Source organism: Sphingomonas beigongshangi (assembly GCF_016820445.1).
GTDB classification, from domain to species: Bacteria; Pseudomonadota; Alphaproteobacteria; order Sphingomonadales; family Sphingomonadaceae; genus Sphingomonas; species Sphingomonas beigongshangi.
Genome location: NZ_JADHDT010000001.1, coordinates 107,458 through 120,440 on the forward strand (window position 1 = coordinate 107,458; position 12,983 = coordinate 120,440).

Annotated in this window: 10 protein-coding genes; 4 read left to right on the plus strand and 6 right to left on the minus strand. The window is 67.9% G+C overall.

The features are described 5' to 3' along the window. Positions 1 to 7: 7 nt before the first annotated feature. Complete coding sequence (locus IQ292_RS00570) at positions 8 to 1,714, plus strand: alkaline phosphatase family protein (RefSeq protein WP_203308369.1); 1,707 nt, start codon at positions 8 to 10, stop codon at positions 1,712 to 1,714. Positions 1,715 to 1,893: 179 nt separating this feature from the next. Further along, complete coding sequence (locus IQ292_RS00575) at positions 1,894 to 2,271, plus strand: hypothetical protein (RefSeq protein ID WP_203308370.1); 378 nt, start codon at positions 1,894 to 1,896, stop codon at positions 2,269 to 2,271. 49 nt (positions 2,272 to 2,320) lie between these two features. Here IQ292_RS00575 and IQ292_RS00580 read toward each other — a convergent pair whose 3' ends face one another. Next, a complete protein-coding gene (locus IQ292_RS00580) occupies positions 2,321 to 3,268 on the minus strand; it encodes a right-handed parallel beta-helix repeat-containing protein (protein ID WP_203308371.1) in 948 nt (315 codons plus the stop codon). 207 nt (positions 3,269 to 3,475) lie between these two features. Here IQ292_RS00580 and IQ292_RS00585 point away from each other — a divergent pair, with 207 nt between their 5' ends. Beyond that, positions 3,476 to 4,675 carry a cation:proton antiporter gene (locus tag IQ292_RS00585; RefSeq protein WP_203308835.1) on the plus strand — a complete coding sequence of 400 codons (1,200 nt, stop codon included), beginning with the start codon at positions 3,476 to 3,478 and terminating at the stop codon, positions 4,673 to 4,675. 16 nt (positions 4,676 to 4,691) lie between these two features. Here IQ292_RS00585 and IQ292_RS17565 read toward each other — a convergent pair whose 3' ends face one another. The 5 genes from IQ292_RS17565 to IQ292_RS00610 all read right to left on the minus strand — a co-directional run bounded on the left by IQ292_RS17565 (position 4,692) and on the right by IQ292_RS00610 (position 12,411). Next, positions 4,692 to 6,314 carry a DUF6065 family protein gene (locus tag IQ292_RS17565; protein WP_238940697.1) on the minus strand — a complete coding sequence of 541 codons (1,623 nt, stop codon included), beginning with the start codon at positions 6,312 to 6,314 and terminating at the stop codon, positions 4,692 to 4,694. A gap of 296 nt (positions 6,315 to 6,610) precedes the next feature. Further along, entirely contained in the window at positions 6,611 to 9,211 is a 2,601-nt protein-coding gene (metH, locus tag IQ292_RS00595) for a methionine synthase (protein WP_203308372.1), read from the minus strand. A gap of 114 nt (positions 9,212 to 9,325) precedes the next feature. Further along, complete coding sequence (locus IQ292_RS00600) at positions 9,326 to 10,372, minus strand: homocysteine S-methyltransferase family protein (protein WP_203308373.1); 1,047 nt, start codon at positions 10,370 to 10,372, stop codon at positions 9,326 to 9,328. A gap of 132 nt (positions 10,373 to 10,504) precedes the next feature. Beyond that, positions 10,505 to 11,446 carry a methylenetetrahydrofolate reductase [NAD(P)H] gene (gene metF / locus IQ292_RS00605; protein ID WP_203308374.1) on the minus strand — a complete coding sequence of 314 codons (942 nt, stop codon included), beginning with the start codon at positions 11,444 to 11,446 and terminating at the stop codon, positions 10,505 to 10,507. Next, on the minus strand, positions 11,443 to 12,411 hold the full coding sequence (locus IQ292_RS00610; RefSeq protein ID WP_203308375.1) for an ArsR/SmtB family transcription factor: 969 nt from the start codon (positions 12,409 to 12,411) through the stop codon (positions 11,443 to 11,445). The genes metF and IQ292_RS00610 overlap by 4 nt, the downstream gene beginning before the upstream one ends. Before the next feature lie 101 nt (positions 12,412 to 12,512). On the opposite strand from IQ292_RS00610, the gene IQ292_RS00615 reads away from it, so the two are divergent. Continuing rightward, positions 12,513 to 12,863 (plus strand): hypothetical protein, encoded by a 351-nt coding sequence (locus tag IQ292_RS00615; protein WP_203308376.1) that lies wholly within the window; start codon positions 12,513 to 12,515, stop codon positions 12,861 to 12,863. Positions 12,864 to 12,983: the final 120 nt, after the last annotated feature.

The following is a 12,983-nucleotide window of genomic DNA, read 5'->3' on the forward strand; positions in this document are numbered from 1 at the left end:
CTTCGCGATGAAGGCCATGTTCGCCGCCGTCCTGTTCTCGACCGCCGCAACCCTGCTTCCGCTCGCCCCTGCCGCCGCGCAGCAGGCATCGCCCCCGCCGACGGTGACCGCGCCGCCCCCGCCCGCCGTCGCGCCGACGCCGACCACGCCGCTGTTTCCGCGTACACCGCCCAAGCTGATCGTCGCGATTTCCGTGGATCAATTCTCCGCCGACCTGTTCCAGCAATATCGCAATCACTTCACCGGCGGCTTCGCCCGCCTTCTGACCGGCGCGGTCTTTCCGTCCGGCTACCAAAGCCATGCCGCGACGGAGACGTGCCCTGGCCACTCGACGATCCTGACGGGCATGCGACCGGCGCATACCGGCATCGTCGCGAACAACTGGATCAACCAGTCCGCGCCGCGCGCCGACAAGATCGTCTATTGCGCCGAGGACGAAAGCGTCGCGGGCATGAACCACGACACCTACACCGTCTCGGACACGCATCTGAAGGTGCCGACGCTGGGCGAGATGATGAAGGCGGCGGATCCCCGCACGCGCGTCGTCTCGGTCGCGGGCAAGGACCGCGCCGCGGTGATGATGGGCGGCCACAAGGTCGACGAATTGTGGTGGTGGGACGGCAAGACCTATACCAGCTATGCGGGCCGCGCGGTGCCGCGCGCGGTACAACGCGGACGCGACGCGGTCGCCGCAATGATCGCGCGGCCGCAGGCGGCGCTGCCGCTGCCGGGCTTCTGCAAGCCGCTCGATCGCCCGATCACCGTCGCCGGCCGCGCCTACGGCCAGGGGCGCTTCGAACGCGCGGCGGGCGATCTGAAGGCGTTCCGCGCCTCCCCCGCAAGTGACGCGGCGGTCTTCGCGATCGCGGCGGGGCTCATCCAGGACATGGGGCTGGGCAAGGGGCCGCAGACCGACATCATCGACATCGGCGCGTCGGCGACCGACTATATCGGCCATTCGCTCGGCACCCAAGGCACCGAAATGTGCATCCAGATGGACCAGCTGGACCAGACGATCGGCAGCTTCCTCGACGCCCTGGACAGCTTCGGGATCGATTACGAGGTGATGCTGACCGCCGATCACGGCGCGCATGACATGACCGAGCGGCAGCAGCAGCGCGCGATGCCGATGGAGGAGCATGTCTCCGCGGATGCCTCGATCAAGACCGTGGATGCGGCGATCGTCAAGGCATTGGGCCTCAAGGGTCCCGCGCTGCTCGGCGCGGAGGGCGACGTCTACGTCGACCGCGATCTGCCGCCCGCGACACGCGCGCGCGTGCTGGCGGAGGCGCAGCGTCGCTTCGCCGCCCTGCCACAGGTCGCCGCCGCGCTCACGCGCGCGCAGATCGCCGCGACGCCTCTTGCCACCACCCCGCCGGAAACCTGGACGCTCGCCGAGCGGGCCCGCGCGTCCTTCGACCCGGATCGCTCCGGCGACCTGCTCGTCCTGCTCAAGCCGCGCGTCACCACGATCGAGACGCCCGCCACCGGTTATGTCGAGACTCACGGCAGCCCATGGGATTACGATCGGCGCGTGCCCATCCTGTTCTGGCGCCGCGGCATGACCGGCTTCGAACAGCCGCTTTCGGTGGAGACCGTCGACATCGCGCCGACGCTTGCGGCGACGATTGCCCTGCCCGTCCATGGCCTCGACGGCCGCTGCCTCGACCTCGATCCGGGCGCGACCTCGACCTGTCCGAACGCGCCGCGATAGACGTTACCGCACGTCCCGCACGGTCTCGCTCGGCCATAACCTGGCCGAGGCGCCCCAGCCCCTGCGCAGCATTCCGGCCGCCGTCCCAACCCACGGCGTGTCGCCAGCTTGGCGGGGCGCGCAGGGTGCGTGGTCCTGCGCCGCTTCCTTGTCGGTGGATCAGACCCTAGAACGATGCGATGCGCGCCCTGCCCTTCGTCTGTTTGCTACTCCTAGCCGCCTGCAACCGCAGTCAGCCCGTGCCCGAACCGCGCGATGACGGCGCGCGCCAGGCGGCGGAGGCGGCCGAGCGGAAGGCGATCGACGGCATCGAGACGGACGTCCGCATCAAGACGCTGCAAAATCAGGTCGACCAACTGCAGGCGGAGGTGTCGGACCTGAGGGACGGCAAGCAGGCTCTCGATACCAAGCTTCTCGAACAGAGGCTCGCCACGCTGGAGGCGCGGACCTATGGCGGCGACGCGCCGCCGTCGGTCTCGCAGGCGCAGCCGGCGCCGCAGGCAAAGGCGACGCCGAAGGCGTCCTTGACGCTGAAGCTGCCGCCGCCGGAGAAGTGATGCGGCATCCGCCGCCGCCAAGGGTTTGGCGGCTTTGCACCTTCGCGGCTTACCGCGTCTCGAACGGCCGGATCCCCGCGCCCAGCCGATTGGCGCCGATCGCGAGGCGCTGGTGCGTGAAATCCGCGACGAACGCGGGATTGCCCGGCGCACCGGGCGCCATGCGCGCGTCGTTGCCCTCGATGGCGAGGCCCGTCGCCGGGTAGGTCCGCGCTTCCGCCGCGACGACGATCAGCGCGGACGCATTCTCCTTGTTGCGCCCCTGCACGAAGATGTTGCGCGCGATCGTGCCCGTGCCGCCTTCGGACAGGTCGATCATGTAATTGGTCTTCCGCCCCCCCGTGTCGTCGAAGCTGTTGTCGCTGATCGCCACGTGCGGCACGCGCAGCTTGACGTAATGGCCGCCCGTGCCCCGCTCGAACCGCGAATGCGTCACCGTCACGCTGCCGCGATTGGCGAGATAGATGGCGTGCGAGCAATTGACCGTCTGGTCGCACTGGCCGAGGCCGGAAAAGGTGGAGCGGTCGATGACGATCCGCTGCCCCGTCGGCTCGCCACCCAGGATGCCCTCCTGACTGTCTAGGAACATGGCATTGGTGACGGTCAGGTCGCCCATCTCGGTCCGGATGCCCGCGCCATTGCCGTCGCTGACGCTGTAATTGCGAAAGACGAGGCCATCGACCACCGATCCCTGCCCGCGCAGCACCAGCGCGGCCTTGTCCTCACACGCCTGGCGCTCGAAGATCGCGGTGCCCGGCTGCATCGCCTTGAACGTGATGCGGCCGCCCTGCTGCACCGCGCATTGCCGGTATACCCCGGGCCGGATCAGGATCGTCCCCGTCCCCATCCGGATCGACGACACCGCGTCCTGGAGGTTGGTGAACGTCTGCCCGGTTTCCGCGATCGTGAAGGGCGCACCGGCAGGGCCCGCGGGGGTGGCGGGGGCACCGATCGCGGGGGCAGCGCAGGCGATCAGGGTGAGCAGGGCGGCACGCATCGGACAACTCCTTTGCGCTGTTTCTGCCCCGTGCCGGAGCGGGCGGAAAGCCGCATTCGCGGTTAACGCACCCCGCCATCGCCGAGGGAGCGGAAAGGCAGGGCGGACCGTCCTCTATCGGGACATCGCCGCCATGGGATTGCACCTGGCCTGACCGACGCGATAAGCCGCCTTTCGGGGTAGACGGGGGAGTGAATTGCGATGCCTATGGCGCCGACGGAGGTGTTCCTCCTCGCCATCCTGATCATCTTCACGGGGCCCTATCTCGTCTGGCGGCTGGGGCGGACCGACTACTGGGCGCCCTTGGTCGTGGTGCAGATCGTCGGCGGCATCCTGCTCGGCCCCGGGATCCTGGGCGCGCTCTTTCCCAGTTATTATGCATTCGTCTTCGGCGCGCCGACGCTGGGCGCGCTCAACGGTATCGCCTGGTGGTCGGTGATGCTGTTCGTCTGGGTCGCCGGACTGGAACTCGACGTCGGCGAAGCTTGGAAGCGGCGGCGCGAGACGGGCGTCACCGCGGGCCTGGCCCTCGGCGTCCCCCTGATCGCGGGCAGCCTCGCCGCGCTCGTCATGCTGCGCTTTCCGGGATGGCGCGGGCCCGAGGGGGCGCAATGGCAGGTGGTGCTCGGCATCGGCATGGCCTGCGCGGTCACCGCGCTGCCGATCCTCGTATTGTTCATGGAGAAACTGGCGATCCTGCGCGCGCCGCTCGGCCAGCGGGTCCTGCGCTACGCCAGCCTCGACGATATTGCGATCTGGGGCGTGCTGGCGCTCATCCTGCTCGATTGGCAGCGTGTCGGGCGGCAGGGCGGCTTCCTGCTCGGCTTCGCGCTTGCCACCTGGGCGATCCGCCGGCTGTTGCGCGCGATTCCGGAGAACGACCGCTGGTACGTCGGGCTGATCTGGCTGGCGGCCTGCGGCTTCACCGCCGATTGGGCGGGGCTGCACTTCATGGTCGGCGCGTTTCTCGCCGGTGCGGTCCTCGATGCGCGTTGGTTCGGCGAGGCGCGGATGGACCGGTTCCGCCAGACGATCCTGCTCGGCGTGATGCCCGTCTACTTCCTGTCGACCGGACTCAAGACGCAATGGGGCGTTGGCGGGCCGGCGGTGTTCGCCGCGGCGGCGCTGCTGCTCGTCGCCAGCGTCGGCGGCAAGTTGCTCGGCGTGGCGGTCGCCGGACGCGTCCTGCGCTGGCCGAAGGGCGATGCAAAGGCGATCGGCTGGCTGCTGCAGACCAAGGCGCTGATCATGATCATCTTCGTCAACATCCTGCTCGACAAGAAGATCATCACCAACGAGACGTTCACCGCGCTGCTGCTGATGGCGGTCGCGAGCACGATGCTGACCATCCCGATGGTCGCGCCGCTGCTGCGCCGCGATCCCGGCCTGGCCAAGCGGGGGTTCTAGCCCCCGCCCGCCTGCATCACTGGTCGGTCGGAAAATCCTTGTAGGCGTCGTTCGGCCACAGGAAATTGGTGTAGGTCAGCATCGTGTTGAACGACAGCGAGCGGACCTGGTGCCACCAGCCGACGGGGATGAACAATGCGTCGCCCGGCAGGATGTCGATCTCGTAGCAGACCGCCTGCCGCGCCGCCGGATATTGCGCCAGTTTCTCCTCGTCGAGGATGTCGTGGAGGTCGCTGAACACGTGCCGCGTGTTGGCGATCAGATGCGTCTCGCTGGGCGGGATCAGATGCAGTCGCTTGGCGCCGGTCACCTGCACGAGCAGATTGTTGGTCAGGTCGTGGTGGAGCGGCGTGAACGTGCCCTGCGGGCCGATCCACAGCATGCCCTCAGCCTCGTCGAGATAGGGTACCTGCCCCAGATCGGCCATCAGCGGCGCCAGCGCCGCCTTGTTGGCGGTGCTGTTATAGGCGGTGATATAGGCGTCGTTGCCCGTCTCCCCGCCGGTCACCGCGTCGATATAGGCGTCGAACGGCATGGTGCGGATGTGGCGATCCTTCGCCAGCTCGAAATCCGCCGCGCCATTGCGTCCCCCCTGATAGGTGATCTCCGCATGACCGACCTTCTCGGCAAGATATTCCGGCGTCCATTGCCCGACGGCGGGCCAGTTGGCGGCAAGCCCCTCGATCAGCACCGGCACGCCCGGTGCGTAGAACAGGTCGAGGAAGGTCTCGGCCGGTATCGTCGGCAGGATCGGGATGGCCGTCAGCCCGTCGGCCAGCGCCGCCTGGCGCTTCTGCGTCCGCTCGCGCCACGCCTGGCGCTGCGCAGCGATGGGATGGGGATCGGAAACGGCGGCGACGACCGCCTTCGCCTGTGTGGCCATGGGACAACGTCCTTTCTCGGGTGCGTTCTGGAATGCAGGCGGCCGCAGCTTCGCCTGATGGTCCGCCGCGCCGGGTTCACCGTTCGGGCAGACGCCGCGATAATAGAGTTTCTGCCAGCGGTCGGACGGCGCTTCCGGCTGGGTGCGCGCGACATGCTCCTGAAAGGCATCGCGCGACGCGCTCCAGGCCATGAACGCCTCTTCCAACTCGGGCGCATCGGACAATGGCCGCATCCGGGCCTCGACCCGGTCGATCAACCCGCGCTCGACGGGGTAGAAGAAGCAGAAGGGCTCGTCCTCCTCGAACCGCACCCATTCGCCCGGCGCGGTGAAGCGCCAATTCATCGTGAAGGTATAGGGCGACCAGTCGGTCTCGATCACACCGGTCAGCGGCGCGATACCGTGCTTGGCGGCATTGGGCGGGCCACCGACCCACAGATTGTAGCCTGGCGACGTGCGGATCAGCCCCTCGATGTGAAAGGTGATCGTGCCGCTGCCGAACAGCGAGACCGGGCGCTGGCTTTCGGGCACGTCGCCCTCGACCTCGATCTCGACCGCATCGACGCCCTGGCCGCCGTTCCAGCGCGCGCGGAAGGCGCAGGGACTGCCGACTTCCCAGCCATGGGCGTTGGCGATCGCCAGCGGCAGGCAGCGATAGGCGAAGCTTTCGGGCGTCGCGTCCATCCATTCGCGCTTCGACCCGGCCGGGCGGATCCGGGGGTGCCAGCTCGGATGAAGGTAGCAGGTCAATTCCATCGTCGTGCCCAGGCGCGCAGGGAGGATCCGGATGATCCCCCTCGCGTCTCGTCCTAGGCAGAGATGGTTAACAAAGCGGTACGCGGGTCATCGTGCGCGACGACTCCTGCCGATCCGATCGCGCCACGCCGGAGGGAGCCCGCGTGACGTGTCGATCCGCCCGATGTCCTTGGGCTTAAAGGGTGAAGCGGTGCCGGCCCTCACCCCCACCCGGCCGCCCATCCAGGATATGCTGTGGGCGGCCGGGTGGGGGTGAGGGCCGGCACCGCCCCGATCCAGCCTTGCTGGATCGCACCTTAGTCCAGGTTGGGGCGCAGCCAGCGCGTCGCCTGCGCGATGTCGACGCCACGCCGCGCCGCATAGTCCGACACCTGGTCCTCGCCGATCCGCGCCACGCCGAAATATTCCGCCTGCGCATGGCCGAAATAGAAGCCGCTGACCGCAGCCGTCGGCAGCATCGCAAAGCTTTCCGTCAGCTCGATGCCGACCTTCGCCTCGGCGTCGAGCAGGTCGAACAAGGTCCGCTTGAGACTGTGCTCCGGACAGGCCGGATAGCCCGGCGCCGGACGGATGCCACGATATTGCTCGCGGATCAGCGCCTCGTTGGTCAGCTGCTCGCCTTGCGCATAGCCCCACAGATCGGTGCGGACATGCGCATGCAGCCGCTCGGCGAATGCCTCGGCGAGGCGGTCGGCGAGCGCCTTGAGCAGGATGTCGTTGTAATCGTCGTGCGACGCCTTGAACGTGGCGAGATGCGGCTCGATCCCGTGGATGCCGACCGCGAAGCCGCCGATCCAGTCTCCGGCCGGATCGATGAAATCGGCGAGGCACATGTTCGCGCGCCCTTCGCGCTTGGCGATCTGCTGGCGCAGGAAGGGCAGCCGCGCGCCTTCGTCCAGCACCACATCGTCGCCGTCGCGGCGGCACGGCCACAGCGCGGCCACGCCCCTGGCGGTCAGCCACTTCTCCGCGACGATGCGATCGAGCATCGCCTGGGCATCGGCATAGAGCGAACGCGCGCTTTCGCCGACGATCGCATCGTCCAGGATCGCGGGGAAATTGCCCGCCAGTTCCCAGGCGCGGAAGAATGGCGTCCAGTCGATGTAGTGCCGCAGGTCCTCGAGATCCCAGTCATCGAAGACGTGCACGCCGGGCCGGTTCGGCGCGGGCGCCTTCAGCATCATGTCGGCGACGAAACCCCGACCCCGCGCCTCGGCGAGCGGCAGCAGGTCGTTCTGCCCCTTGCCCGCGCGCGCATCGCGCACCTTCTGATATTCCGCCGCGATGTCGGCGACATAGGGATCGCGCTGCGTGTCGGAGACCAGGGTCGTCGCGACGCCGACCGCGCGGCTGGCGTCGAGCACATGCACCACCGGCCCGTCATAGGCCGGCGCGATGCGCAGCGCGGTATGCACCTTCGACGTCGTCGCCCCGCCGATCAGGAGCGGCATGCGCATCTCGGCGCGCTGCATTTCCTCGGCGACCGTCACCATCTCGTCGAGCGAGGGAGTGATCAGACCCGACAGGCCGATCATGTCGGCATCGTTCTCGTTCGCCGCCTCGATGATCTTCGCCCAAGGCACCATCACGCCCAGGTCCACGACCTCGAAACCGTTGCACTGCAGGACGACGCCGACGATGTTCTTGCCGATATCGTGCACGTCGCCCTTGACCGTCGCCATGATGACGCGACCCTTGGCGCGCGACCCCGCCGCCTTCTCCGCCTCGATGAACGGCAGCAGATGCGCGACCGCCTTCTTCATCACGCGCGCGGACTTGACGACCTGGGGCAGGAACATCTTGCCGCTGCCGAACAGGTCGCCGACGACGTTCATGCCGTCCATCAGCGGACCTTCGATCACCTCGATCGGGCGGCCGCCGCGCGCGGCGATCGCGGCGCGCGCTTCCTCGGTGTCGTCGACGACATGCGCGTCGATGCCCTTGACCAGCGCATATTCCAGCCGCTTGGTGACATCCAGGCTGCGCCATTCCGCCGCCTGCTTCTCCGCGACGGCGTCGGTGCCACGGAACTTCTCCGCCAGCGCGACGAGCCGGTCCCCTGCCTCCGGATCGCGGTTGAGGATCACGTCCTCGCAGGCGATCCGCAGTTCCGGATCGATCGTGTCGTAGACGTCGAGCTGGCCTGCGTTGACGATGCCCATGTCCATGCCGGCGGGAATGGCATGGTAGAGGAACACCGAGTGCATCGCGCGGCGCACCGGTTCGTTGCCGCGGAAGCTGAACGACAGGTTCGACAATCCGCCCGAGATATGGACGTGCGGGCAGCGCGCCTTGATCTCGCGACACGCCTCGATGAAGTCGACGCCGTAGTTGTTATGCTCCTCGATCCCCGTCGCGACCGCGAACACATTGGGGTCGAAGATGATGTCCTCCGGCGGGAAGCCGATCGTCATCAACAGCTTGTAGGCGCGCTCGCAGATCTCGACCTTGCGCGCCTTGGTATCGGCCTGCCCGACCTCGTCGAACGCCATGACGACCACCGCCGCGCCATAGGCCATGCACAGCCGCGCCTGTTCGAGGAACTGCGCCTCGCCCTCCTTCATGCTGATCGAGTTGACGATCGGCTTGCCCGACACGCACTTCAGCCCGGCCTCGATCACGCTCCACTTCGAGCTGTCGATCATGATCGGCACGCGCGCGATATCGGGCTCGGCGGCGATCAGCTTGAGGAAGGTCGTCATCGCATGGTGTGCGTCGAGCAGGCCTTCGTCCATGTTGACGTCGACCACCTGCGCCCCATTCTCCACCTGCTGGCGCGCGACCTCGACCGCACGGGCATAGTCGCCCGCCATGATCATCTTCTTGAACGCCGCCGATCCGGTGACGTTGGTCCGCTCGCCGATGTTGACGAACTGGGTGGAGGAGCTGGTGGTCATCGCAACTTTCTTCCCCCCTCCCGCTTGCGGGAGGGGTCGGGGGTGGGCCTGAATTGAGGTTGCGTCGCCAGGGGCAGGCCCACCCCCAGCCCCTTCCGCAAGCGGGAGGGAGTGCTACGCCGCCATCGTGAACGGCTCCAAGCCGGCGAGCCGCGTGCGGACCGGCGGGGTCGGGATGACGCGGGGTGCCACGCCCTTCACCCGCTCCGCGATCGCCGCGATATGCGCGGGCGTCGAGCCGCAGCAGCCGCCGAGGACGTTCACCTGCCCCGCCCCCGCCCATTCGTAGACGAGCCCCGCCGTCGTGGCCGGTGCCTCGTCATAGGCGCCGAGTTCATTGGGAAGGCCGGCATTGGGATAGACCATGATCAGCGTATCGCAGATCTCGCTGAGCGTCCGGATGTGCGGCCGCAGCTGTTCCGCGCCGAACGAGCAGTTCAGCCCGATCGTCAGCGGCTTCGCGTGCCGCACCGCATGCCAGAATGCCTCGACCGTATGGCCCGACAGATTGCGCCCCGACAGGTCGGTCAGCGTCATCGAGAGCATGATCGGCACGTCGCGACCGCGATCCCGCCCCGCATCGAGGGCGGCCATGATCCCGGCCTTGGCGTTGAGCGTGTCGAACACCGTCTCGATCAGCACGAAATCCGCGCCGCCATCCAGCAGCGCGTCCGTCTGTTCGCGATAGACGCCCTTCAGATAATCGAAGTCGATCTCGCGAAACCCGGGATCGTTGACGTCGGGCGACAGCGACAGCGTCTTGTTGGTCGGGCCGATCGCACCCGCGACGAAGCGCGGGCGCCCGTCCCTCGCCTGGAACTCGTCCGCGATCGAACGCGCGAGCTTGGCGCTCTCGTAATTGATCTCGCGCACCAGATGTTCGGCGCCGTAATCGGCCTGGCTGATGCTGTTCGCGGAAAAGGTATTGGTTTCGGCTATGTCCGCCCCCGCCTCGAAATAGGCCCGGTGAATGGCGGCGGGCACGTCCGGCTTGGTCAGCGCGAGGATGTCGTTGTTGCCCTTCTGGTCGTGACCGAGGCCCAAGTCGCCGGCATAATCGGCCTCGGAGAGCTTCCAGTTCTGGATCTCCGTGCCGAAGGCGCCATCGGTGATCAGGATGCGCTTGGCGGCTTCCGCCAGGAAGATGTCGCGTGTCGTCATTGTCTCATCCTTCAAGCCCCTCCCCTTGATGGGAGGGGTTGGGGTGGGGCGCCGGCGTCTCACCGGGTCCGACATTTTGCGGACGGGCCCCGCCCTCCACCCCTCCCCCGAAGGAGAGGGGCCTGTTTCACGTCAAGCCGCCGCCACCGCGGCCCGGTCCTTCGCCCGCACGCCCAGCAGGTGACAGATCGCGAAGGCGAGTTCCGCGCGGTTAAGCGTGTAGAAATGCAAGGCCTTGACCCCGCCCGCGTAGAGCTTGCGGCTGAGCTCCGCCGCGAGCGTCGCGGCGACCAGCTGCCGCGTCGCGGGATGGTCGTCGAGCCCTTCGAACAGACGGGCCATCCAGGCGGGCACGTCGGTCCCGCACATCGCGCTCATGCGCTGGACACTCGCGAAGTTCGCCACGGGCATGATCCCCGGAACGATCTCCGCATCGATGCCCGCCGCGGCCACGGCATCGCGATACCGGAAAAAGGTTTCCGGCTCGAAGAAGAATTGCGTGATCGCTCGCGTCGCGCCGGCATCGATCTTGCGTTTCAGATTGTCGAGGTCGGCGGCCGGGTTCGGCGAGTCCGGATGGCATTCGGGATAGGCCGCCACCGACACCTCGAACGGGTGCAGCCGCTTCAGTCCAGCGACCAGCGCGGCCGCATTCTCGTAGCCGCCCGGATGGCTCTGGAAGCGCGTGCCCGCCGCGGGCGGATCGCCACGCAGCGCGACGATGTGGCGGACGCCCGCCGCCCAATATTCGTTGGCGACCTGATCGATCTCCTCACGCGTCGCCTCGACGCAGGTCAGATGCGCGGCCGCCGCGAGGCTCGTCTCGCGCTGGATGCGTGCCACCGTCGCATGCGTCCGCTCGCGCGTCGACCCGCCCGCGCCGTAGGTGACGGAGACGAAGCTCGGCCCGAGCGGCTCGAGCGTGCGGATCGCGTCCCACAGTTGCGCGTCCATCTTCTCCGTCTTGGGCGGGAAGAATTCGAACGACACGTCCAGGTCGCCCGCCACGTCGGCATAGAGCGGCGCCTTGAGCGCGATCTGCGCTTCCTCGAGCTGGTTCACCGAAATCGTCATGCCACACCAACCCTTTTCCTAGGCACTTCACGTAGTCGCGCGCCGGGTCTCACGCCCAGCCACAAGGTGACCGTCAAATCGCCGCCTTCCAGCGTGCGTGTTTCCGCGAGGCCCAGCCCGGCCTTGCCGAACCAGCCCGCGATCTGCGCATCCGCAAACCCGAGCCGGGTGTGCGCGTCGCGCGTGCGCAGCTCCTCCCGGTCGTGGGGTGCGAAGTCGGCAATCAGCAGCCGCCCGCCCGGCCCCAGCACGCGCGCCGCCTCGGCGATCGCCGCCCCCGGCTGCTGTGCGAAGTGCAGGACATGGTGTAGGATGGCGACATCCGCCGCACCGTCGCCGAGGGGCAGCGCATAAAGGTCCGCCTGGCGCAATTCGGTGTTCGATCGGTCGTGCAGCTTCGCCCGCGCCAGCCGCAGCATTTCCGACGAACGGTCGATGCCCAATGCCGCGTCGGCCTGTCCTGCGAACAGCTCCAGCATGCGCCCGGTGCCCGTTCCGATATCGATCAGCTGGCCGATCGGTGCGGGACCGATCAGCGCTGCCATCGCCGCCTCGACCTGTTCCTCCGCCACGTACAGCGAGCGGATCGCATCCCATTCGCCGGCATGTCCCTCGAACCACTGCGCCGCACTCGCCGCGCGATCCGCGCGCACCGCGGCGAGACGCGCGGCATCGGCCACCGCCCAGTGATCGGGCTGCTCGGCATGCCATTGGTCCAGCGCCGCCGCGACCGGCGCCGTGGAGGCCTGCCGCCCGAGGGCGACGAATACCCAGCTTCCCTCCTTGCGTCGCTCGGCAAGACCCGCGTCGCACAGGATCTTCACGTGCCGCGATACGCGCGGCTGGCTTTGGCCCAGCACCTGCGCCAGTTCCCCGACGGACAATTCCATCGACCGCAGCAGCGAGAAGATCCGCAGGCGGGTCGCGTCGGCAAGGGCGCGGAATATGTCGAGGGCTTGGCTCACGGGATCAACATATAAAGATATCTTTATATGTGGTCAACGCGGAGCCGAAACGCGCGGGCAGCGTTGCACCACACCTGGATCAACTGAAAGGGAGACATAAAATGAAGCGGATCGTCCTTCTCGCGGCCATCCCCGCGCTCGCACTCGGCGCATGCAGCCGGAACGCGCAGGAGCAGACCGAGCAGGCGGGCAACGCGATCGCCGCCGATGCGAGCGCGACCACCCGCAACGCCGCGAGCGACGTGTCCTCCGCCACGGACGAAGCGTTCGGCAAGGCCGAGCGTGGGCTGGACCGTGCCGGCGATCACATCGCCAACGCGACCGACCGCGCGGGCCGCGCGATCGACCGCGGCGCCGACGATGCCGGCCGCGCCATCAGCAACGGTGCCGATCGCGCCGCCGACGCCACCGGCAACACGCTGGAAAAGGCCGGCCGCGCGCTGAAGGACTGATAGTGACCGCCGTCATGCCGCCCGAACGCACCACGGCGGGGCGCGGCATGACGGTAGTCCGGCCGGCCGGCGGTCCGAGCATTATCGCTTGTGCGGACACGCTATTGGATCGCACAGTCC